This window comes from Bradyrhizobium sp. CCBAU 53340, assembly GCF_015291645.1.
Lineage (GTDB): Bacteria > Pseudomonadota > Alphaproteobacteria > Rhizobiales > Xanthobacteraceae > Bradyrhizobium.
This window is the reverse complement of the sequence record NZ_CP030055.1, coordinates 3659405-3681414: the sequence shown is the minus strand read 5'-3', so window position 1 is coordinate 3681414 and position 22010 is coordinate 3659405. Positions and strand designations below refer to the sequence as shown.

Genomic DNA, 22010 nt, shown 5'->3' with positions numbered 1-22010 from the left:
GCTTCCCGAAAAGCGCGGACGCCGCGCTCACTTCAACCTTCGATTCCGCGGTCGGCATCGTCGACCGCATGGACGCCAAGCGCGCCGACCTCGCCAAGAATTCGCTACTCTCTGTCGACGGCAAGGCGGACGAGCTGAAGAAATTCGCATCCACTCAGCGCGCCATCTTCCTGCGCGTGCGCAGCGCGGCGGCTGACACCAGAACGAAATTGCAGAACGACCGAGACGCCTTGATCCCTAAAGCGATCGACAAGACAGACGCGGCTGGTGCCGCGCTTCGGGTCGAGTATCGTCGAATAATGCGCGCAACGACGGTGACCGAAAGCATCGCCTTGGCGAGTACGATCACGGATCCGAGCCTCATCACTGCAATTTGGGAAAGCGATCCGGCCCTTTCTGGCCTCGATACGCGCTCGCGCGATGTCATCACCGCGAATTGGCTGGAGACCAACCGAGCCAAGCAGATCCGCGCGTTGGACGATCGCGCCGAAGTCGTTGATCTGGTGGAAATGGCCGTGAACTTGACTCAAGGGGCTCTCTTCACAGCCGCCGGGGTTCGCAGTGCGGCGGAGTTCGAAGCCTGGCTTGGATCGTAACTTAGAACTCGCTGCTAATGGCCGGATGTGTGCGGTTCTTGACCTTGATCCAGTCTTGCGAGCGGCCACCGCTGTAGCGCCGATCGCGACGCTTGGACACTAAGCCCTCCAAGCCCATGCGGCAGGCCGCGCCAAAAAGTTCCGGCCCGATCCCGCCCGCCTCGAACGGCGCGGCGAACATGCCGTCGGGCCGGCCGCGGAGCAGTCGCGCCAGGTTGGTCTTGCGCATCTCCAGCGGCAACTGGCGCAGATCCTCGCCGCTGGCCGCGAGCAGATCGAACGCAAAGAGCTGGACACCAGCCACTGGCGAGCGGATCGCCTCTGTACGGGCTTGCCTGCTGCGGCCAAGCTCGCTTTGATCTTGGCATGCGACGCACGCTGACGCAGGGCTGCCGTGAGCACGCCGCTATATATCGTGTCCTATTTCGAGCAGCCGGCATGTTCGAGGATAGCGGAGATTACGTCAGGAGCTGTGCCCTCTTGGGCCATATAGATTCGAGCAGCCAAACATTCCCTAAGCGTATACGGCTGGGCATTTGGCACATTGCAGCCCTCCGCTGCGAGTTTCATTTTTGCAACAACGACGTTATAGTTGGAAGGTGTCGACTGGGCGTCCGTTGGCTCCCCGATAGAGGCCATGTTGGCGGTCGGCTGATCTAGTTTCTTAAGACTTTCCAGCGCTGCTTGGCATTTGGTGGTGTTATCAGTTTGAGCGTTCGTGATGGAAGCGGGTAACTGCTTGATGAATGCCTGCTGGACTTTGCATTTCCCTTGCGTTTCTAGACTATCCAACGTCTCGACAAGTGCAGTATTCCTACGGTTCACTTCGTTGGCTTTTTCAATTTCGTCGGCGTCGAGAAAATCTTTCGCGGCGCGCGAATAGAGCGCCTCCGCATCTTTCATGTCGCTGCAGGTTACGGGTTTGCTCAACAATTCCTTCGCAGCATCGCTTATTGCATTTGCTGATCGCACGAGGCCTTCCTTGTATGGATCGGACTTGTCCGCTATTGGCGCATCGGGCTGCTCGGCCTCTCGGATTATTTTTAACATAAGCTCTGTGTCGCCAGCCCGCTGAGCCGCTGCTGCAGCCTTTTTGTATTCTTCGGGGGCGAGGAGCGAGAACTGCTTCTTTCCTTTCAGGACGCGAGCTGCGTGCAGCGAGCGAGCGGCTGCTTTGCAATCATCGCTGCCGTTCGATGCGGGCGCAGTATGGTCGGTGCCGGTTATGTCGCTTCCGCACGAACCGCCAGCTTTCTGCTGCGTAGCTGGCTTCGTCGGCTGCTGCGCCAGCGCGGCGGACTTTGCTTTGGCATCTTTGGAGGCGGCTGCGGACGACGAAGGCAGAGCGCCGTTCCGCGTAATTGTGCAGCATCCGCCGGACATCGTCCTTCCATCCGCGCTCAGGGTGGCCGATCCCGATGGGCCATTGTCCACGGTGTAAGAATATGTGTTGCCAGAGCACGTCCAAGTGCTGCCCGGTGTGCACATCGGACAGCTTACCTGTGACCTGCCATTTGCAAAGAGTTGAGCGGGATATGTCTGCCCTGTGGCATTGACCCGGATCGTCCAACTCCCGACGAATTTGCCAACGCACTCAGCGGGCGGCGCAGCGAAGGCAGGCCCATTTGCCCAAAGAAATAATGTCAAGAACCAAAATTGAATGCTTTTCACTTCGTCCGCCTTTTTCAACTTGACCTACTCACAGGTTGTGCGAGGGCCGGGAGGAAATTCCTTAGAGTTGACCTGCGCGATCTGCTGGCTTCTGTGCGGCGATCAGGTCTGACCCGCGCGCGCCGACACACTCTGTGCCTCCATCGCCAACTGCTGGCGGTTGTAACTCTGATAAATCATCGGCGAGACATACGAGGGCGTGATGTCCGAAGACGACGACGCACATCCGGCTAACGCGACGGCAAGCGCCGTGATCCCCAAATTCCGCATGGTTTCCCCCTGAGCCGAAATTATCCAATCGCAACCAAGGCGATAGATCAATAGGGCCTTCGCCAAAGTAGTAGAGATACGGAGGTATCGGTTAATCGAGTACCGCCCGTCGCCAACCTATGGCCGGTCCAGACGACTGTTGTCGCAACGCGGACAGAACGTCATCGAATAGCCGCCTCCAGCTCATCCCGAGCAGCCCGCGCCCCCCGAGCCTTCCCGCCTCTCCGTGCGCCTCATCACAGTTCAGGGCCGAATATAGTGGGTGGATGCGCTTACGAGCTACTGTGCCTCGCGGGTGTGGAGAAGTTTGTCACCGTTGACAAGTTACATCGCGCGTTGACAGTTTCCATAAATCCGAATTTCGATTGACCGCTGACCGTCTTTGTGGTTTCATGCTCTGAGGAGCACAGGGGGCTTGCATCACTATGATCGACACGATCCGCGCCAGCTATCCTGGCTTCGTTTCGCTGCGCACTCTCGCTGATTTTGGCAAATATGAAACCGCGATCGAAAAGTTCGCGGGAGGCGGAAGCCGCGTTGAACTCATGACCACGCTTGTCGGCCTTGGCGTCCCGGCGGATCAAATCCGATTCTTAGCGAGTTACCCTGGCCGAATGTTGCAGGCGGCGTGGTGGGAGTGACCGATACAAAGGCGGCTAAGGGTATGTTAGATTCAAATCCGTACGGACAACCTGCCGTGCCGCTTAAAACGGTCGAGGACTTCGTTCGCGGCATTTTGAGTGACAATACGGATCAAATTAATCGCTGCCTATGGGAAGCGAGGCAGAAGCCGGATCTATTCTATTGGCTACTCGTTCGCCTAGCACATGTGCCGCCGGCCGCCGACTCGATCAAGCGCGCTTTCCACTCTGCTTGGACCAATCAGGGCCTCTGGATCCGAGACTGCTTTTCGGTAGATACGGTGCTCGCGCCAGCTCTTGCCAATTTGCTGCCGGGTTACCATGGGCCGTCGCTGCGGCTCTACCGCGGCGAGCGATGGTCGAACCATCAGAATCGCACATATGGATTTTCTTGGACTTCCGAACGCGACATCGGCGAGATGTTCGCTCGTGGTTTGAATTGTCCAAAGGGAGAAGGTGGCGTTCTGCTGGTCACCGTCGCGCCTTCGATTGCAATTCTGGCTTCGCCGAACGAGCACAGTCTTGCGATCGGAGAGTTTGAATACATTGTCGACCGCCGCTATCTCGACCAAGTAGACGTTCTGGAACGATACATATAAGCCCCACCGCGCCAACGCGCGACATTAAGCGACTTTTTAGGAATCGAGCGCATCATCTGCGCTGTGACGAACCCGCCAAAGGCTTGATTGCCTGCGGCGGGATTTTTTGCGTTCAGGAACAGGAGCGGACACATGCTGACCGTCGATGAATTCTGCCAGCGTTATCGCATCCACCGGGCCACCTTCTACCGACGGTGCGCCGAAGGCAAAGGACCGCGCATCGTCAAGATAGGGAAATGCACCCGCATCAGCGAAGCGGCGGCGGCGGAATGGATAGCAGCGCACGAGTCAGCTCCTGCCTACGCGTAGCAACTTGCATCGAGGAAAACGGAAATGAAAATCGGACACGTGAAAAAGTGGAATGCCGAGCGGGGTTTCGGGTTCATCTCGACGGACGGGCACGACGTCTTTTGCCACGTCTCGGCGCTGCCTAGCGGCGTCGACTCACTCGATGTCGGGCAGCACGTTGGTTTCGAAATCGAGATCAGTTCGCGAACCGGAAAGCCGCAGGCTGCCAACGTTCGTACCGTCTAAAAGTAAACGCCCCAGCAACGGGCATTGCTGAGGCGTCGAAGGGTAGCTGTAAACTGTCGCACGTTGATCGCTACCACACTTCGATGGCGACCGCAATGTAAATGTTGCGTGGGGGCTCTTGATGGAGTCCACAAATGTGCATCGTCGCGCAAATTAACGATCCCAAATTGCTGCCCTACGGAGCGTTTGCCGCATCCAACTCGTTCGTCATCCATGATCGAAAATACCGACCCATCGTTCGACTTGCGGCTCATGAGGATCAGGATGAACCCTGCGAAGGTTGGGACAATATGGATTTGCCAGGCGGCATCGACTGCCTAGCCGGTGAAGGTTGGCCAGCGTTCATACGCGTAATTCCTGAAACCGCGCAGACCGTCGATGCGTCAGCTTGGATCGAGCACGACAAGGACTCGAGCGTCTGGTTTTACAACGACGGCAATCCGCCCGATCGTGACGAGGAAACACGCAACAAGTTGCAAGTGCTGATCGACTCGATCCCGGAACTCGCCGCCGAGATACAGCGCCGGGAAGCCGCCGCTAGAGCATCAGTCGAAGCCCAAGCCAAGCAGAAGGCGAGCGAGGCGAGCCGTCTGAAGCGGCTCGACCGCTTCTTCGATCTCGATGACGCCGGCTATGCGAAATGGTTGGCGGACGGCCGCCCCTGGTCAGATGCGAAGAAAATCGAACGTTGGTCCGAACGCCGTTTCCGCGAATTACTGGAGAAGCCAAAAGCGATGCCCGTCGTCCCCTTCCCTAAATCACCTGCACCCACGAACCTCATCCAAACGTCCGCCCAATTTGTTCGCGACTTTGTGCCGCCCGATTACGTCGTCGACCGGATCTTCCAGCGGCGCTTTTGTTACTCGATGACGGCCAAGACCGGCGGTGGCAAGACCGCTGCGGCCATGCGCCTAGCCGCTCACGTCGCAACTGGCCGTCCGATCGGCAGCATTCAAGTTGACAAGGGTACGGTCATCTATGCGGCTGGCGAAAACCCGACGGACGTGCAGGCGCGCTGGCTCGGCGTCACCCAAGAGATGGGCATCGACCCGGAGACGATAGACGTGCATTTCATCAACGGCGTGGTCAAGATTTCGGAGAATGTCGCCAACATAGAAGCGGAGGTCGCAACCAAGGGCCTGAAATCGTCCCTGATCGTCGTCGATACGGTCGCGGCATATTTCGAGGGCGATGACGACAACGACAACGTCCAAATGGGCAACTACGCCCGATTGCTGCGGTCCATGACGACCCTTCCTGGCGGCCCCTGCGTGCTCGCCTTGGCGCATCCGACCAAGCGCGCAGCCGACGATGACCTTATTCCAAAGGGCGGCGGGGCGTTCCTGAACGAAGTGGACGGAAACGTTGCCCTGCGTCGGGATGGTCAAGTGATCGCCTTCGAGGCCCTCGGCAAGTTTCGCGGGCCATCGTTCGAGCCGGTCCATTTCGAGCTGGTCACGGTGCAGCATCCAAAGCTGCGCGACACAAAGGGGCGTCCCATCCCGACCGTCGTTGCTCGGCCTGTGTCGGATATCGGCATCATGGAGCGCGAGCGTGCGACCGAGCGGGACGAAGACGCGCTGCTGCGCACCATCGATCAGCACCCGCGCAAGAGCCGGCGGGACATCGGAAAGCTGCTCGGGATGAGCGACAGCCGCGTGTACCGCCTTGCACAGAAGCTGGAGCAGCAAAAGCTAATTCGGTCAGAGCGTAGCGGTTGGACGTTAACCAGTGCGGGTCAGCGGGAATTAAACGCCATGGATTCCCGTGGTTCAGGGGTGAACCAACCACCCCTGCCTCCCGCACGATTTCCAGGCGCAAGTTAAGCGAACCAAAGTGCGAACTAAAACCGAACCAAGAGAAGCAAAAAACCCTTAGATAACAGGCTGGTTCGCCTGAACCAATCAGCGAACCAACGACGAAACGATGGGGGGCATTTTTGCCCCATCATCGTCTGGTTCGGTTCACTCATATCCCTATAGGTGAACCAGTGAACCAACGAACGTGAGTCAACGTGGAAATGAACCGGAAAATGCTCGGGCGGCCGCCAAACCTTTGAGCCTTGGAAATAGTTCCTGGTTGCGGCGCTGCACCAGCTCTCAATCAGGCGTGTGACGGCATACACGCTTGAAGAAAGATTTTCGATCCATGAGCTTGCCGGTCGAGCAGGCGGCTCTGCATTGCTGCTCCAACCGGCCGATCGAGAATCCGCTGTGGTGATCCACGATCCGCCGTATGAAAAAGTTGCGCGCCGTGCTGCCCATCGTGGTGCAGTAGAATGAATTCGGCTTGGTCTCTTTGCACTGCTTCATAATGCCAAAAAGGCCGCCGCAATCTTCCTTTCCGAGAGGCTCATGGGGGTCGAGCTTGCTCTTCCGCATGGTGAGACGCCCCTCATGGAAGCGAGCGGTCACGAGGTGTTGCTCCTGTCGATAGATAAACAGCGCCTCATTTGAACTTGGCCCCAATCGCTTGACCTTAATCTCACACTCTAAACAAGCGCTGGCGAGTTCTTTGATAGTGCCGCGTTTCCCGTCTTCTGCGATAACACTCCAGTCGTGCCACCGGGTGCCAGATCCAAGTTGCCCCATCGAAACGATAATCAAGTCATAGTCCCTAAGCTTGTGATGTTGCTCGATGCTGACGAACTCCACACCTTCAGGGCACAAAAGCTTGACCTTATCTCGATAAAGGCAATTAAGATGGTCGTCGGGGCCGCTCCTCACAACCTCGTAGTTCGCGCCGCGGGCCGTGATGCCGCCAGGACTCTCCGAGTTTTGGTCGGCGTTCTGCGCGAGCGCGGGGGCGATTAAAAGCAGATTAACCAACAGATATAGGCGCGTGAGCGCCAACAATTGACTGTCGTGACCTGCGTTCATCGCCCTGAAGAGCCCACAATGACGATAATCATCATGATCGCAATTGGTATTCCGATCACAAGCCCAATGATTGTTCCAATGTTATGCGCCGTCTGATGAGCTTGCGCGATTTTTAGCTGCTGTTCGGCGAGTTGGAGTTGCTGCTCAGCGTGGGCTTGCGCATGTGCCGGCGTCCAGTTCATGTTCGAACCGCAATGTCGGCAAATGATCGCTTCCGACTGCACTTCTTCCGCGCACCAGGGGCATTTAACGATACGCTCCACCGTTCCCGTCACGGTTCACCGCCGATCAATGGAGAAGCTGATGACACAATGCAACTAGACATCTGAAATTCTCCCGAAAAGCACAAACGTACAACCAGCCCCAACGACATCGCAACACCGAGCCGCGACCGAGCCGCGAATGAAAGCGCGCCGCATTTTACTGTGCGAAGCGATACAAAATAGCTCAAGCGCGGCGCTTTGCTCTCCTCATTCGAGGCGCTCTAGTTCTACTGACTAATGCTCTGTTACGCTGCGTTACTATGAATGCAGCACTTTTGCGCATTTACGGATTTTTCGATATAGGTGGGGTAAACACAGGGGTATCGAAACGCGAATTCGCGTGGCCAAATCGCAGGTGCGTTGAGTATGGGCAAGACCGGCCCGAAGTGTTCAATTTGCTCTCACAAGTCCCGGCATCAGATCGAGATTGGACTCGCGCACGGCATTGCGCACAACGCCCTCGCCCGTCGCTTCAACGTCAGCGCTGATGCCGTCGGCCGCCACGCCGCCAACCACGTCAGCCCCGCCATGCGCGCGGCGATCCTGACCGCACAGAAGCCTACCGAGATCGACTTGGAGGCCTTGCAGGCGAGCGAGCAAGAAGGCTTGCTGTCCCAACTCGTGCACCAGCGCGCCCGGCTGCAACAGCACGTGGCCACCGCGATCGACTTCGGCGACATCAAAGCCGCGATCAGCGCGGAAGGCGCCATCACCGCAAATCTAGCCCTGGTCGGAAAGCTGTTGGGCATGATCGTGCAGCGTCATGACGTGCGGTCGACGTCGCTCCTGATTAGCGCGGACTACCTGGCGACGCGCCAGGCGATCGTAACGGCCCTCCGCCCCTTCCCTGAGGCTGCCCGGGTAGTCGGGGCGGTCCTGCATCGGCTGGAGACGGACGCCGCGGCGGTGATTACCGAGCGCGCAGGGAAGCCGCCTTTGCTCATCGAGGCCAAGCCCGCTGTGCCACCCTGCCCGGTCCCCTCGCCGTGCTGATGGCCCGTGACATTGCGCGAGCGCTCGACCCGGCCTTGCTGGCGGTTGACGCTGGCATAGCACTGGATGACTGGCAAGCCGAGTTCGTTCGCTCCGACGCGCCGCAGACGGCTATGCTGATCCCGCGGCAGCACGGGAAGACGGAGGCTGCGACGATCAAGTCGCTATCGGTGGCCACGACGGAGCCTGATAGCCTCATCCTGATCGCGTCGCCGGCTCAGCGGCTTTCTGACGAGTTTGTGCGCCGGTCGCGCAAAACCTATGGCCGCCTTGCCGACGCACCCTGCCTGATTGGCGACGCCGCGCGCCGTATCGAGTTCGAGAACGGCAGTCGCATCCTTGCCTGCCCAGGCGACAACGACGGCGACACCCTACGCGGCCTTGCCAACGTTCGCTTGGCCATCATCGACGAAGCATCGCGCTGCTCCGATGAGTTGATCACCGCCATCCGGCCCATGTTGGCCACCAACCCGCGCGCGCAGCTCGTCTACCTGTCAACGCCTGCCGGCAAGCGCGGCGCCTTCTATGAAACGTGGTTCGCCAATGATCCGGACTGGCACCGCATTCGCGTCGAGTTGGGATCCTGCGATCGCATCACACCCGAGTTTCTTGAACGCGAGCGGAAGAATCTCGGCGAGACGAAGTTCCGGCAAGAGTACCTGTGCGAATTCTTGGACACCGAGGACGCTGCGTTCGGTGCTGACATAATCGACGCCATGTTCACCAATGAGGTTCGGCCGCTATGGGCATGATCTACCCTGCGGAATGGCCGCAACTGCCGGCTCGCGCTGTCGATCGTTGGTTCGTCGGCGTCGATCTTGGGCAGAGCACCGACCCGACCGCAATCAGCGTAATGCATCATCGCGTGATCCCGCTCGACGACTGGATCAAGAACGAGAAGCTACAGATATGGCGCCAACGTAGCTCAGTGCACTTCGATGTCCGGCATCTTGAGCGCCTACCGCTCGGCATGTCTTATCCGCAGCAAATCCAGCGAGTGGTCAACCTGCTGGCACGCCCGCCCCTCGACACGCTAAAGCCGACCCTGGTCATTGACGAGACAGGCGTTGGTCGCCCAGTCGGCGATATGTTCGATGCTGCCGGCCTGTCGCCCAGCCGAATCACCATCACGGCTGGCCTGGAAGCGACGCAGCACGGCGCCAAGACCTGGCACGTGCCCAAGGGCTTGTTGATCTCGAACCTTGAGGCCCATTCGCACAGCGGCGAACTGCGTATCGCAGCGGACGCAAACGACGCCGCAGCGCTAAAGGGAGAACTGAAGGACTTCAAGCGGAGGATATCGGAGGCCGGCCGCACGACATACGCGGCGCGCGTCGGTGCTCACGACGACTTAGTGCTGTCGGTCGCAATTACGCTATGGATGGCGACGCAGTGGTCGGCGGCAAGCGTCAGCGAGTTGCGGCTTTAGGCGGCGGGCTGCTGTTTGCGCCGTATTTCCTCCCGAGCGTTCTCGCGTTCCCGGTGCAATTTTCCAATGATGCGCTCCGAAGCCTTTTCAGCCTCTTCTTCGGGACTGCCAACAGCACGAGAGCCATGGAAGTAGTCCAGCACTGTCCGACGAGAGCGAACGGCTCGATTTTCAATTCGATCTTTCATCGAGACTCACCTTCTGAAGTTGCAGCGCCTTACGCGTGAGAAAGTCACGATTCAACGCGGCATCGAAGTAATGTTTCCGCTTGGTCCACACAAGACCATCGCCCTTGGAGATCACAGCAACATCAGTCGGTCCACCAACCGACTCTAGCGGAGAATCAACGCGTCGTCGAAGGGAAGTTAGTTCCACCAGCGCCTCAGCCATCTCGGCCATCTCCTCTTTTGGGAGGGTCGCGACTACCTTCATCACGGGCTGAACCAAGCTCCTATCGCGATAATCTTCGAATTCCTTATCCAAATCCCTTACGATTTTAGAATTTTCTTTCCGCTGGAGCGTCCGTTCGACGGTTTGCTCGTCCTGATTGGGAACGTAAGTTTCGATGAGCGAGTCCGACTTGTCATCAAGCAGCCTCTTAAGAGTACGCCGCATCCAGCGGGTGTGCTGCGACATAACGCCCTCAAGAAAAAGGACCGCTATGTCATCTTGCCCAAAGGCAATGATCACACCGTTCGACTCATCCACTTCGTTGCAATTGTGACTGTTTACCTCTTCCTTCCAAGCTCTCAGGCGGCCCTTATGCTTGCCGTCGATCACGTAAGAAGCAAGAGACGGAAAAAGCTCGTCCGTGCCGAAACCAGCAACCACTACTCCCGTGTAATAGTCTGACTTAAACCTTCGTCGAAATCCCATAAAAAGAAGTTCAACCAAATTCTTCATTATCTTCTTTGGCACATGTTCCTTGAATTCTTCTTTTGCTAGGCCAGCTATTGTTTCCTGATACTGCGAGCGAAAATCCGTCAGGCTGATGTCCGCTGCAATCTCTGACAGCGATTCGATTCGCTCTTTGCTTCTCGCGATCCGAACCTCCAGCGCTGCTCGAAATTCCTTTCTGGTTTTATATTCGGGCATCTGCTTTTTAAGAAGATCCAGATGCTTAACGAACCCTATGACGACGCTAACTTCCTCCTCAGTGCTGGCGGAGAACTTTTCGTTTTTCAGATACGCAATAAAGTCATCTGCGCACTCTTGGACGGATTTAAACTGCCGTTGTCCGACTGCTAGGCGGTAGGTCTTTACGATGGTTTCCCAAGGGAATCCGATGAAATCACCTGCGCCGTAAGCCATGATCGCGATGTCATTGTGCGGGGAGAGCGAGAATAGCTTGTTCGCAGTCTTCCAGACCTTGCGACGGGAGACGGTCACCGCGCTGTCCGCAGCAAGGACAAGTGCGTGCCGGTTCATGATCGCGATCTCAGCGGTCATTGAACAACGACCTGCCGATGAGCATCAGCGATACACGGCCACACCATGATGATTCCCCCATCCTGTGGACTAAGCTTTCCGCAATCGAGGATTGAAAGCAAGGGAAGCAACCGCAAAGTGGCGAGAACCCGCGTTACCCTAAACGTTACCCTGAGGAAAAACCGGAGGCCCTGAAATCCGGCTAAGTATTGGTCGGAGCGAGAGGATTTGAACCTCCGACCCCTAGTCTCCCAGACTAGTGCGCTAACCGGGCTGCGCCACGCTCCGAACGTCGTTCCATTAGCTAGGATCGGGGCGATGCGCAAGGCGAGCCGCACCATTTTGGTGGCTTCGGCCAAACCTTAGGGAACGGACCGCAAAGGCGGCGCCTCAGCCCTCCTTCAGGGCCTGATCCAGCATGTCCTTGCAAGCGACGAGGTCGCCGAGCACCCGTTCCAGCCGTTCCCGGTCTAGCGCGCTGGGGCCGGCCGGCGCGGCTGACGTGCCGCCCTTGCGGAAGGTGGTGAGGATTTCCTCGTCGTCGACCTCCGTGAAGCGGAAGTCGATGCCTTCCTCCTCGTCGCCCTGGTAGTCGTCATCGTCGGTATCGGTGATGCCCTTGATGGGGGCCTCGTCCTCCGGCTCCATCAGGCTCGCGCCGATGGCGTCCTCGATCGCCCCGAACGAGACTGCGGCCGAGCTGTCGGCCAGACCCTGGACCGATTTGACGCCGTGCTCCTTGAGGATCCGCTGCACGCCGCGGATGGTGTAGCCCTCGCCGTAGAGCAGGCGACGGATGCCCTTGAGCAGATCGACGTCGTCGGGGCGGTAATAGCGGCGGCCGCCGCTGCGCTTCATCGGCTTGATCTGGGAGAAGCGGGTCTCCCAGAACCGCAGCACGTGCTGCGGAATGTCGAGTTCCTGCGCTACTTCGCTGATGGTTCGGAACGCATCCGGCGCCTTGTCCAAATGCCAATCCTTTCCGAAAGGCGGTTACGCCTCTTGTTGAGCCTTGCTGGCGTCGCCATTGGCCCGGTGCTGACCGTTGATCCGCTGCTTCAGGATCGCCGACGGCTTGAACACCATCACCCGGCGCGGCGAGATCGGCACCTCGGTGCCGGTCTTCGGATTGCGGCCGATGCGCTGGCCCTTCTTGCGGACCATGAAGGACCCGAACGAGGAGAGCTTCACCGTCTCGCCCTTCTCAAGGCAGTCGGTGATCTCCTTCAGCACGAGTTCCACGAAGGCGGACGATTCCGTGCGCGACAGTCCCACCTTCTGGTAGACGGCTTCGCAGAGATCCACACGCGTTACGGTTTTGCTTTGATCGGTCATCGCCCTGCCCCACATCACGGCGAACAATTGTTGTCTGAAATTATGAGCTTACGATACGGCGGTCAACACCGCTCATCAATGCAGACGCATCGATATCGCGGCTGATTCCGGCAAAATTTTATGGATGTGGCTTTACCAGCGCACCAGCGCGGAGCCCCAGGTGAAGCCGCCGCCCATCGCCTCCAGCAGAACCATGTCGCCGCGCTTGATGCGGCCGTCCTTGCGCGCCACCGACAGCGCCAGCGGAATCGAGGCCGCGGAGGTATTGCCATGGCGATCCACCGTCAACACCACCTTCTCCGGCGCGATGTGGAGCTTGTGGGCGGAGGCGTCGATGATTCGCTTGTTAGCCTGATGCGGCACGAACCAGTCGATGCCGTCGGCGTTGAGCCCGGTTGCCTTGAAGGCGTCGACGATCACGTCGGTGATCATGCCGACCGCGTGCTTGAAGACCTCCCGGCCCTCCATGCGCAGATGGCCGACGGTCTGGGTCGAGGACGGCCCGCCGTCGACGAACAGCTTTGCCTTGTGACGCCCATCCGAGCGCAAATGCGTGGTGACGATGCCGCGGTCGGTCGCGGGATTGCCCGGCTGCTCCTGCGCCTCCAGCACCACCGCGCCGGCGCCGTCGCCGAACAGCACGCAGGTGCCGCGGTCGTTCCAGTCGAGGATGCGCGAGAAGGTCTCGGCGCCGATCACCAGCGCCCGCCTGTAGGCGCCGGTGCGCAGGAAATTGTCGGCCGTGGCGAGCGCGAACACGAAGCCCGAGCACACCGCCTGGAGGTCGAAGGCCGCGCCATGATTGATGCCGAGCCCGTGCTGCACAGCGACCGCGGTGGCGGGGAAGGTGTTGTCAGGCGTCGAGGTCGCGAGCACGATCAGCTCGATCGACTGGGCGTCCACGCCAGCGTCAGTGAGCGCGGCCTGCGCAGCCTTGATCGCAAGATGCGACGTGAATTCGCCCTCGGCCGCGATGTGCCGCTCGCGAATGCCCGTGCGCTGCACGATCCATTCGTCGGACGTGTCGATACGCGCCGCCAACTGGGCGTTGGTCACCACCTGCTCCGGCAGATAAGAGCCGCAGCCAAGCACGACCGAACGAATTTGAGTCACGAAACATCCTCCGGCGCGGTCTGCACGGAACTGAGTGCACCACCCTCGCGGTTGAGCATCTGATTGATCTTGTTCAGGAGATCGTAGTGAGCCATCTCATAGCCAACATCGATCGCATAGGCAAAGCCTTCGGCATTGATTCCGCCGTGGCTCTTGACCACGAGCCCGTTCAGCCCGAGCAGCACGCCACCGTTCGACTTGTTCGGGTCCATCTTGTCCCGCAGCGCCTGGAAGGCGTTGCGGGCAAAGAGATAGCCGAGCTTGGACAGCCAGCTCCGCTGAATCTCGTTACGGAGTAAGTCCGCCATCTGGCGCGCGGTTCCCTCGGCAGCCTTGAGCGCGATGTTGCCGCTGTAGCCCTCGGTCACGATCACATCGGCCATTCCCTTGCCGATGCCGTCACCCTCGACGAAACCGATATAGTCGAGTTCCGGCAGGTTCATCGCGCGCAGCATCTCGCCGGCCTCGCGGATCTCCTCGTGGCCCTTGATTTCCTCGGTGCCGATATTGAGCAGGCCGACGGTCGGGCGTTTTTTGTCGAACACGACGCTGACCATGGCCGCGCCCATGATCGCAAGCGACACCAGATGGTGCGCGTCGCCGCCGATCGTGGCACCGAGATCGAGCACAACCGACTCGCCGCGCCGGGTCGGCCATATCGCTGAAATGGCCGGGCGGTCGATGCCGGGCAGCGTGCGCAGATGGAACCGGGCCATCGCCATCAGCGCGCCGGTATTGCCGGCGGAGACCGCGACATCGGCCTCGCCCTTCTTCACGGCATCGATGGCAAGCCACATCGAGGAGGTCTTGCGGCCGCGCCGCAGCGCCTGGCTCGGCTTGTCCGAGCCGCTGACGGCAACCTCGGTATGGATGACCTTCGCGGCGGCCTTGAGCTGGGGGTGCCGATCGAGCTCGGGCTCGATCTTGGCGCGGTCCCCGACCAGCAGGAATTCGATATCGCGATGCCTGCCAAGCGAGATGGCGGCGCCCGGAATGACCACGGCGGCGCCGGCGTCGCCCCCCATGGCGTCCAGCGCGATGCGAACCTTGCTTGGCATAGAAGTCCCGGAAACCTGGTCTGGTGCGGTCTTGAACTAGCGGGGCCGCGAGATGGGTTCGCCATGGACATGGCGACCGGCCAAGCGCCACGCCGCACCCGGACCGGGGCGGACAATAGCGTTTTGTTATCCCGAAACAACCTCTTGCCCCCAGCCTTTTGCATTCGGGGTGACCCCGGCGCCGGACCAGCAATTTCACGAGAAACATTTAGAAATCAAATAGATAAATCAGCCTTTGAAAGCACCCCTGCAAAGAGTTCTCACTCCAAGGAAGGGGGGTCTTGCCGGAACATCCAGCTATTTGCCCTTCTTCTTGCCCTGCTTGTTGTCCTGGAGCGCTTTCAGCGCCGCAAACGGATGATCCTCGGGGTCAGGCGCGGTGACCTCCGCCTCGAACACGGCACCCGGCTTGCGGGGATAGGGATCGATGGCCAGGAACAGCGCGTCCGTGGCGATACGACCGAGATCGATGGTCCCGTTGACGATGGCCTCCGGCGGATCGGCGACCTCGGGGGCCTCCTCGTCGTCCTGTCCCTCTTCGATCAGGTCCTCGAGCCGCCGCGTCTCGGCTTCTGGCGCAAAGGTCAGATCGATCTCCTCGTCGATCTCGTTCTCGATCGGATCGAGCGTGACCACGCAGGTCTGGCCGATCCGGGCCCGGACGCGACCCGTGACCTGGATCCGGCCGCCGCTTCTCGGCACGACGTCGAAGTCGGCATGGGCCGACAGAATGTCGCGCAGGCCCGCAACATCGGCCATGGCCTGGCGCTCGGCCGCCGAGGCCTCGAGCTTGCGGTGCAGCCCGGTATCAGGAATTTGCGCGACCATCACCGGCGCGCGCCAGGGATCGGGTTCGGATCCGGTCATCGGTCGATTCATGACGGCTCACCCTCCCGAAGCGGTGCAGGGAATTTGAAGGATCCAAGCAGCAAGGCGGGGTCGCCAGTCTGGCCGAGATCCGCATTCGCGGCCACCGCATAGGCGGCCAGACGCCGCGCCTGATCCAGGCTGGCCCCGTTCAAGATATTCTTGCAGATCGCCTGCGCCAGTGCCTCGGGACCCGCCTCGATCGCCTGGTCGTAGGCCTGGACGCGGCCATAAAAGGCCTCGCCGAAGGCCCGCATCCGCTTCGGGACGGTCTGGTCGCCCACGCCCATCTCGCGCAGATTGTCGTCCATGTCCTCGCAGAAGCGATCGAACAAGGCCTGCGACAGCTCCACCCCGCTTTGGGCCGTCCGCAGCCGCCGCAGCAACAGCCAGAGGTGCAGAAGTAACAGGTCGAAACGGCCATTAACCGTATCCGGCACGCCCAAGTCCCGGTAAAATATGGGTTCTCGCGCCTGCGTCACGATCATGCCATAGATGGCCTCAATGGTGCCGGCCGGGGCTAGCCGGGGTTTCCTGAAGTGATTGAACGGCCAAAGCATTGTGGTTTCCGCAAGCGGGCGCGCGCGAGTTGCATTCAGACGCCCTGCCCGGTACTTCAGCGCCTCGCGCGACGCAAGGGGACGGAATCAGTTCCGCTATGACGATAACGAACCAGACCACCCGGCGCGCGAACAAGCGGCGCGGCCTTCACGCGCGCTGGCGCGGCCTGAATTCGCGCTGGCGCGGCCTGCGCATGTTCGCGGCCATGACCCTGCTTGGCGCATCGCTCGCAGGCTGCACCAGCGAGCAGTTCCAGAAGGGCTACATCCTGCCGCCAGGCGCACTCGAGCAGATCCCGATCGGCGCGAGCCAGGACCAGGTGCTGATCGTGATGGGCACGCCCTCCACCGTCGCAACCCTGGACGGCGAGGTGTTCTATTACATCTCGCAGCGCTCCGAGCGCATGGTCGCCTTCATGAACCAGAGGGTCGTCGACCAGCGCGTCATCGCGATCTATTTCGACAAGAACCGGCGCGTGCGCCGGCTTGCGAATTACGGCCTGCAGGATGGCAAGATCTTCGACTTCATCAGCCGGACTACGCCGACGTCGGGTCAGGAGATGAGCTACCTCGCGCCGCTGTTCAAGCTGCTCAGCTTTAACTGAGCCTTCAGCCTGCGGCGTCGTGCCGCTCTTCGCGCGGCACTCGCGAACGCGTGCGACTTGCCGTTGCACGCCCGGTTCCCTACGCTCCCTGCAAAACAAGAAGCTGGGAGTGGATTCGTGCCCAACAAAATTCTGTCCCGCCGTCGCGTGCTCGCCGGTGTCGCTGGCCTGTCGGCCGCAGCGATCCTGCCGCGACCGAGCCTGGGGGACTGGAAGCCGACCGAGAACATCCGCATCATTGTGCCGGCTGCGGCCGGCGGCTCGACCGACGTAATGGGCCGGCTGCTCGCGGCCCATCTCCAATCCACCTGGGGCCAGACGGCCGTCGTGGAGAACCGGTCCGGTGGCGGCGGCACGATCGGCACGGCGGAAGTCGTTCGCTCCAGGGCCGACGGCCACACCATCCTGATCGGCAACCCGGGACCGAACGCGATCGCCTACAGCATCTTCAAGAACCTCACCTACAAGCCGGACCAGCTCCAGCCGGTTACCAACATGATCCGGATTCCCAACATCGTGTCGGCGCATCCGAAGACCGGCATCAAATCGGTCACTGATCTGATCGCCTATCTGAAGGCCAATCCGGACAAGCTGAGCTATGCTTCCTCCGGTGTCGGCCAGAGCCCTCACCTCACCGGCGCCTGGTTCCTCCAGCTCACCGGACTGAAGATGACGCACATCCCGTTTCGCGGCGCAGGTCCCGCGCTCCAGGCGGCACTCGCCGGCGACATCCAGATCCTGTTCGACAATCTCTATCCAAGCCTGCCGCAGGTGCAGAACGGCACGCTCAACGGCCTCTGCGTCACCACGACAGAGCGCAGCGAACTCGCGCCGAACCTGCCGACCATGCGCGAGAGCGCGCCGGAGCTTGCGAATTTCGACGTGTCCTCGTGGTTCTCGGTATTTCTGCCGAAGGGCGTCCCCGCGCCCGTGCTCGAGGCGCTTAATCTCCAGGTCAAGGCGATGCTTGAGCGCGACGACATCAAGAAGCAGATCGCCGCCATGGGTGCGCGCGCCGATTATGGCACGCCAGAGCAGTTCGCCGCCTTCGTGAACGACGAGACGAAGAAATTCGCCGGCATCATCCAGAAGGAAGGTCTGCAGATGGACGTGCAGTAGGTCGCTGGCCCGCCACATGGCCCGACCGGACGTGCCGGCGCGACGCTTGCACAGACAGTCCCAGAATGTCTCTTGACTTAGAGCGCGCTCAAACTCGTAGTTTCCGTGCGTCGTGATGAGAGACAGGCATGAAGATCGGCGAACTTGCAAGGCGTTCCGGACTCACGGCCCATACAATCCGCTACTACGAGCGGATCGGGCTGTTGCCTTACGCCGACCGGGATCGATCCAGCCGACGTGACTACGACGCCTCGATCCTTGTCTGGATCGAGTTTCTCGGCCGCCTGAAGACAACAGGCATGCCGATCCGGGACATGCTGCTTTACGCGGAACTGCGAGATCGAGGCAGCGGCACCGAGGCCCAGCGGCGCGCGCTGCTGGAGCGACATCGCGAAAGCGTGCGTGCCCACGTCGACGAACTGAATGCCTGTCTTCTCGTCCTCGACACCAAGATCGGCGGTTATGCCGAAACGGAACAGAGGATGAAGGATTATGATGCAACACTTCCCGAACGCCGGCGAAAGCCGGTTGGAGCGCGGTCGGCGCGCACTCGCTGAGATCGACGGAGAGGCCGGCCACAAGGTCGTCGCGGCGCTTGGCGACATCGCTCCAGACTTCGCCACCTATGTATTGGAGTTTCCATTTGGCGACATCTACTCACGGCCCGGGCTCGACCTCCGTTCGCGCGAAATCGCAACGATCGCAGCGCTGGCGGCCATGGGGAACGCCGCACCTCAGCTCAAGGTGCATATCGAGGCAGGCCTGAATGTCGGGCTCGGCCGCGAGGAGATCATCGAGATCCTCATTCAGATGGCCGTCTATGCCGGCTTCCCGGCTGCCCTCAACGGCCTGTTCGCAGCGAAGGAGGTCTTCGCGCAAAGAGCTGAGGACGGACCGGAGCCGAAAGCCTGAGGCTCGACCTTCCATCTCGTGATTCCGGGTCAGGTCCTTCGAACCATCACGGAATGACGACATCCAACAAAAACCCCGCGGCTCGCGCCGCGGGGTCATTGTCTGGGTCGTTTGCGCCGCTCAGTGCGCCAGGATCGCCAGCAGTAGCAGGGCCACGATATTGGTGATCTTGATCATCGGGTTCACCGCAGGGCCCGCCGTGTCCTTGTAGGGATCGCCGACGGTATCACCGGTCACCGCGGATTTGTGGGCATCAGAGCCCTTGCCGCCGAAGTGACCGTCCTCGATGTACTTCTTGGCGTTGTCCCAGGCGCCGCCGCCCGAGGTCATGGAGATCGCGACGAACAGGCCTGTCACGATCACGCCGAGCAGCATGGCGCCGACGGCCGAGAACGCCGCCGACTTGCCGGCTGCACCACCGCCCGCGATCGCGTAGATCACGAAATAGACGACGACGGGCGACAAAACCGGCAGCAGCGAGGGAATGATCATCTCCTTGATCGCGGCGCGCGTCAGCAGGTCGACCGCCTTACCGTAATCAGGCTTGTCGGTGCCTTGCATGATGCCCGGCTTCTCGCGGAACTGGCGCCGCACCTCCTCGACGATCGCGCCGGCCGCACGGCCGACCGCGGTCATACCCATCGCGCCGAACAGATACGGCAGCAATCCGCCGAACAGGAGGCCGACCACGACATAGGGGTTGTTCAGCGAGAAGTCCGGATTGACGCCGGCGAAGTAGGCGTGATGCGCGCTGTCTGCAACGAAGAACTTGAGGTCCTGGTTGTAGGCCGCGAACAGCACGAGAGCGCCGAGACCGGCAGAGCCGATCGCATAACCCTTCGTCACCGCCTTGGTGGTGTTGCCTACCGCGTCGAGCGCGTCGGTCGACTTGCGCACTTCCTTCGGCAGGCCCGCCATTTCGGCGATGCCGCCGGCGTTGTCGGTCACCGGGCCGAACGCGTCGAGCGCGACGACCATGCCGGCCAGCGCCAGCATGGTGGCGGTCGCGATCGCGATACCGAACAGGCCAGCGAGGCTATAGGTGACCAGGATGCCGGCGATGATGACGATCGCGGGCAGCGCGGTCGCTTCCATCGAGACGGCGAGGCCCTGGATCACGTTGGTGCCGTGACCTGTGACCGAAGCCTGGGCGATCGACTTCACAGGGCGATAGTCGGTGCCGGTGTAGTATTCGGTGATCCAGATGATCAGCGCGGTGACGACGAGGCCGACCACGCCGCATTCGAACAGCGCCATGCCGGTATAGTCGACGCCCTCGAGCTTGCCGAAGCCGATCAGGTAATAGATCACCACGGCGATGCCGATCAGCGACAGGATGCCGGTTGCGATCAGGCCCTTGTAGAGCGCGCCCATGATCGACTGGCTCGGCCCGAGCTTGACGAAGAAGGTGCCGATGATCGAGGTGATGATGCAGATGCCGCCGATCGCGAGCGGCAGCGTCATCATGTTGGCGAGGATCGGCGTCTTGGCGAAGAAGATCGCAGCCAGCACCATGGTGGCGACCGCGGTCACCGCATAGGTCTCGAACAGGTCGGCGGCCATGCCGGCGCAGTCACCGACGTTGTCTCCGACGTTGTCGGCGATGGTGGCCGGGTTGCGCGGATCATCCTCCGGGATGCCCGCTTCGACCTTGCCGACGAGATCGCCGCCGACGTCCGCACCCTTGGTGAAGATGCCGCCGCCGAGACGGGCGAAGATCGAGATCAGGGAAGCGCCGAAGCCGAGCGCGACCATCGCGTCGACCACGGTGCGGCTGTCGGGCGCAAGTTTGAGCGAATGCACCAGAAAGCCGAAATAGAGTGTCACGCCGAGTAGCGCGAGACCCGCGACCAACAGGCCGGTGATCGCGCCCGCCTTGAAGGCGAGCTCGAGGCCGCCGGCAAGCGACGTCGTCGCGGCCTGCGCGGTGCGCACATTGGCGCGGACCGAGACGTTCATGCCGATGAAACCTGCCGCTCCCGACAGGACGGCACCGATGGCAAAACCGATCGCGACATAGAGTCCGAGGAAATAGGCAAGCAGCACGAAGATGACGATGCCGACGAGACCGATCGTGGTGTATTGGCGCCGGAGATAGGCCTGTGCGCCTTCACGCACCGCCCCTGCAATTTCCTGCATGCGCGGCGACCCCGCATCCGCGCCCAATACCGAAGACGTCGCCCAAATCGCGTAGACGACGGAAAGCACTCCGCAGAGCACTATCAACCATAGAGCTGTCATGTGATTTTCTGCCTCGGATCCTTGATGTACCCCCGGCGCCTTTTATTGTCCGTCTCGCGGCGGCGCCTTGATTTTGAACAAGGCAGCCCCGGAGGGATTGCCCTAGTCGATCACAAGCTTGCCAAAATCAAATTGAGGGTGCAACGCCGGATAGGTGCGAAAAAGCCGATCTCGGCAAGTATTTAGAGCTCATCCTCTGCGCCTGGCCGCCGGCTTCGACATCACACCGGGGCGGCGACCGCTCCGCCAGGCGAGGCCAAGCCTCGGCTGCGCCCTAAGCTGCCGCCATCGCGGGATGACGCGATGATGACGCCAATTCCAAGGTCTGCCCGGAGGCCGTTCTGCGTCGGTTGAAGACCTTGACCTCGTAGACGCTGCCGCTCGCGCCGGCCTCCAGTGTCACCGACACCATCTGGTCGAGCGTGAGAGCGCCAAGCGGCACATCCTGATCGGGGAGGATCAGCGTCGCCAGTTCGCCAACGAACACGATCACAAGATGGCCATTCGCCATGTTGCTCTTCGCCAACAGGCGCAACTGGCTGTGATAAGGCTGCCGCGTCCAGGCTGCTGGCAGGTCGGGATCAACCACGACCTGGATGTTGTTGGTATGAGGATGCACCGTCAGCACCATCTTCGCCTGATCGGGCTTCCAGTGCACGGGCAGTGCTAGCATGGTTTTCCAGAGACAGTCGAACGCCGCACATTCGCCTGGCCTGCTATCATGGATCGCGCAGCCCAAGGTGGGCTCGCAATGTGAGCACCACGTGCCGGCGGGCTTGCCGAACGCGACCACGTTGTAGACCTTGCAGCAGAGCGTGCAGCTTCCGCACGCGCGCCCGGCAGCAGCCAGCGCCTCACTCACCCCCGAAACGGCCGCCGTCATCGAATCGCACCCAT

General features: G+C 60.7%; 26 protein-coding genes and 1 tRNA gene. 13 read left to right on the top strand and 14 right to left on the bottom strand.

Annotated elements, in window-relative coordinates; all coding sequences use genetic code 11:
• Positions 1 to 68: 68 nt before the first annotated feature.
• Complete coding sequence (locus tag XH89_RS17465) at positions 69 to 596, top strand: hypothetical protein (RefSeq protein WP_194468182.1); 528 nt, start codon at positions 69 to 71, stop codon at positions 594 to 596.
• A gap of 1 nt (position 597) precedes the next feature.
• Here the strand turns inward: XH89_RS17465 and XH89_RS17460 are convergent, their stop codons facing one another.
• The gene (locus XH89_RS17460) at positions 598 to 900 is read right to left on the bottom strand and encodes a hypothetical protein (protein ID WP_371825216.1); all 303 of its coding nucleotides are present in this window, start codon (positions 898 to 900) and stop codon (positions 598 to 600) included.
• A gap of 116 nt (positions 901 to 1016) precedes the next feature.
• On the bottom strand, positions 1017 to 1979 hold the full coding sequence (locus tag XH89_RS17455; protein ID WP_194468181.1) for a hypothetical protein: 963 nt from the start codon (positions 1977 to 1979) through the stop codon (positions 1017 to 1019).
• A 983-nt stretch (positions 1980 to 2962) separates the two neighbouring features.
• Between XH89_RS17455 and XH89_RS17450 the strand changes: the two genes are divergently transcribed.
• The 5 genes from XH89_RS17450 to XH89_RS17430 all read left to right on the top strand — a co-directional run bounded on the left by XH89_RS17450 (position 2963) and on the right by XH89_RS17430 (position 6137).
• Positions 2963 to 3178, top strand: a complete 216-nt coding sequence (locus tag XH89_RS17450; protein ID WP_194468180.1) for a hypothetical protein — start codon at positions 2963 to 2965, stop codon at positions 3176 to 3178.
• Positions 3175 to 3777 carry a hypothetical protein gene (locus XH89_RS17445; RefSeq protein ID WP_194468179.1) on the top strand — a complete coding sequence of 201 codons (603 nt, stop codon included), beginning with the start codon at positions 3175 to 3177 and terminating at the stop codon, positions 3775 to 3777. The genes XH89_RS17450 and XH89_RS17445 overlap by 4 nt, the downstream gene beginning before the upstream one ends.
• A 132-nt stretch (positions 3778 to 3909) precedes the next feature.
• Positions 3910 to 4086, top strand: a complete 177-nt coding sequence (locus tag XH89_RS17440) for an AlpA family transcriptional regulator (RefSeq protein WP_194468178.1) — start codon at positions 3910 to 3912, stop codon at positions 4084 to 4086.
• A gap of 24 nt (positions 4087 to 4110) precedes the next feature.
• Complete coding sequence (locus XH89_RS17435) at positions 4111 to 4311, top strand: cold-shock protein (RefSeq protein ID WP_194468177.1); 201 nt, start codon at positions 4111 to 4113, stop codon at positions 4309 to 4311.
• A 134-nt stretch (positions 4312 to 4445) separates the two neighbouring features.
• Entirely contained in the window at positions 4446 to 6137 is a 1692-nt protein-coding gene (locus XH89_RS17430) for an AAA family ATPase (RefSeq protein WP_194468176.1), read from the top strand.
• A gap of 273 nt (positions 6138 to 6410) precedes the next feature.
• On the opposite strand, the gene XH89_RS17425 is transcribed toward XH89_RS17430, so the two are convergent.
• On the bottom strand, positions 6411 to 7190 hold the full coding sequence (locus tag XH89_RS17425) for a hypothetical protein (protein WP_194468175.1): 780 nt from the start codon (positions 7188 to 7190) through the stop codon (positions 6411 to 6413).
• Positions 7187 to 7465: a hypothetical protein gene (locus tag XH89_RS17420; protein WP_194468174.1), complete on the bottom strand. Its 279-nt coding sequence runs from the start codon at positions 7463 to 7465 to the stop codon at positions 7187 to 7189. The genes XH89_RS17425 and XH89_RS17420 overlap by 4 nt, the downstream gene beginning before the upstream one ends.
• A 354-nt stretch (positions 7466 to 7819) precedes the next feature.
• On the opposite strand from XH89_RS17420, the gene XH89_RS17415 reads away from it, so the two are divergent.
• Genes XH89_RS17415 through XH89_RS17405 form a run of 3 tightly spaced genes read left to right on the top strand, consistent with a single transcriptional unit; the run spans position 7820 to position 9875 of the window.
• The gene (locus tag XH89_RS17415; protein WP_194468173.1) at positions 7820 to 8446 is read left to right on the top strand and encodes a hypothetical protein; all 627 of its coding nucleotides are present in this window, start codon (positions 7820 to 7822) and stop codon (positions 8444 to 8446) included.
• Positions 8446 to 9198, top strand: coding sequence for a phage terminase large subunit (locus XH89_RS17410; RefSeq protein WP_194468172.1), 753 nt, complete (start codon positions 8446 to 8448; stop codon positions 9196 to 9198). Before XH89_RS17415 ends, XH89_RS17410 begins: the two co-directional genes overlap by 1 nt.
• The gene (locus XH89_RS17405) at positions 9189 to 9875 is read left to right on the top strand and encodes a hypothetical protein (RefSeq protein ID WP_246767859.1); all 687 of its coding nucleotides are present in this window, start codon (positions 9189 to 9191) and stop codon (positions 9873 to 9875) included. The genes XH89_RS17410 and XH89_RS17405 overlap by 10 nt, the downstream gene beginning before the upstream one ends.
• 171 nt (positions 9876 to 10046) lie before the next feature.
• On the opposite strand, the gene XH89_RS17400 is transcribed toward XH89_RS17405, so the two are convergent.
• From XH89_RS17400 to XH89_RS17365, 8 genes are all read right to left on the bottom strand, one after another.
• Positions 10047 to 11324, bottom strand: coding sequence for a hypothetical protein (locus XH89_RS17400; RefSeq protein ID WP_194468171.1), 1278 nt, complete (start codon positions 11322 to 11324; stop codon positions 10047 to 10049).
• A gap of 189 nt (positions 11325 to 11513) precedes the next feature.
• Positions 11514 to 11591, bottom strand: a tRNA-Pro gene (locus tag XH89_RS17395).
• 102 nt (positions 11592 to 11693) lie between these two features.
• Positions 11694 to 12272 (bottom strand): MerR family transcriptional regulator, encoded by a 579-nt coding sequence (locus tag XH89_RS17390; protein WP_194468170.1) that lies wholly within the window; start codon positions 12270 to 12272, stop codon positions 11694 to 11696.
• Between the two features lie 24 nt (positions 12273 to 12296).
• On the bottom strand, positions 12297 to 12638 hold the full coding sequence (locus XH89_RS17385) for an integration host factor subunit alpha (protein ID WP_028141392.1): 342 nt from the start codon (positions 12636 to 12638) through the stop codon (positions 12297 to 12299).
• Positions 12639 to 12770: 132 nt separating this feature from the next.
• Positions 12771 to 13751: a beta-ketoacyl-ACP synthase III gene (locus XH89_RS17380; RefSeq protein ID WP_194468169.1), complete on the bottom strand. Its 981-nt coding sequence runs from the start codon at positions 13749 to 13751 to the stop codon at positions 12771 to 12773.
• Entirely contained in the window at positions 13748 to 14809 is a 1062-nt protein-coding gene (plsX, locus tag XH89_RS17375) for a phosphate acyltransferase PlsX (protein WP_194468168.1), read from the bottom strand. The genes XH89_RS17380 and plsX overlap by 4 nt, the downstream gene beginning before the upstream one ends.
• 297 nt (positions 14810 to 15106) lie before the next feature.
• Complete coding sequence (locus XH89_RS17370) at positions 15107 to 15688, bottom strand: DUF177 domain-containing protein (protein ID WP_194468167.1); 582 nt, start codon at positions 15686 to 15688, stop codon at positions 15107 to 15109.
• Entirely contained in the window at positions 15685 to 16236 is a 552-nt protein-coding gene (locus XH89_RS17365) for a ubiquinol-cytochrome C chaperone family protein (protein ID WP_194468166.1), read from the bottom strand. The genes XH89_RS17370 and XH89_RS17365 overlap by 4 nt, the downstream gene beginning before the upstream one ends.
• A 98-nt stretch (positions 16237 to 16334) precedes the next feature.
• Between XH89_RS17365 and XH89_RS17360 the strand changes: the two genes are divergently transcribed.
• From XH89_RS17360 to XH89_RS17345, 4 genes are all read left to right on the top strand, one after another.
• Positions 16335 to 16841, top strand: a complete 507-nt coding sequence (locus tag XH89_RS17360) for an outer membrane protein assembly factor BamE (RefSeq protein WP_194468165.1) — start codon at positions 16335 to 16337, stop codon at positions 16839 to 16841.
• A gap of 117 nt (positions 16842 to 16958) precedes the next feature.
• On the top strand, positions 16959 to 17960 hold the full coding sequence (locus XH89_RS17355) for a tripartite tricarboxylate transporter substrate binding protein (RefSeq protein ID WP_194468164.1): 1002 nt from the start codon (positions 16959 to 16961) through the stop codon (positions 17958 to 17960).
• A gap of 128 nt (positions 17961 to 18088) precedes the next feature.
• Complete coding sequence (locus XH89_RS17350) at positions 18089 to 18517, top strand: MerR family transcriptional regulator (protein WP_194468163.1); 429 nt, start codon at positions 18089 to 18091, stop codon at positions 18515 to 18517.
• The gene (locus XH89_RS17345; RefSeq protein ID WP_194468519.1) at positions 18456 to 18872 is read left to right on the top strand and encodes a carboxymuconolactone decarboxylase family protein; all 417 of its coding nucleotides are present in this window, start codon (positions 18456 to 18458) and stop codon (positions 18870 to 18872) included. Before XH89_RS17350 ends, XH89_RS17345 begins: the two co-directional genes overlap by 62 nt.
• Before the next feature lie 120 nt (positions 18873 to 18992).
• On the opposite strand, the gene XH89_RS17340 is transcribed toward XH89_RS17345, so the two are convergent.
• Together XH89_RS17340 and XH89_RS17335 are read right to left on the bottom strand one after the other, a co-directional pair.
• A complete protein-coding gene (locus XH89_RS17340; RefSeq protein ID WP_194468162.1) occupies positions 18993 to 21113 on the bottom strand; it encodes a sodium-translocating pyrophosphatase in 2121 nt (706 codons plus the stop codon).
• A gap of 274 nt (positions 21114 to 21387) precedes the next feature.
• On the bottom strand, positions 21388 to 21996 hold the full coding sequence (locus tag XH89_RS17335) for a hypothetical protein (RefSeq protein ID WP_194468161.1): 609 nt from the start codon (positions 21994 to 21996) through the stop codon (positions 21388 to 21390).
• Positions 21997 to 22010: the final 14 nt, after the last annotated feature.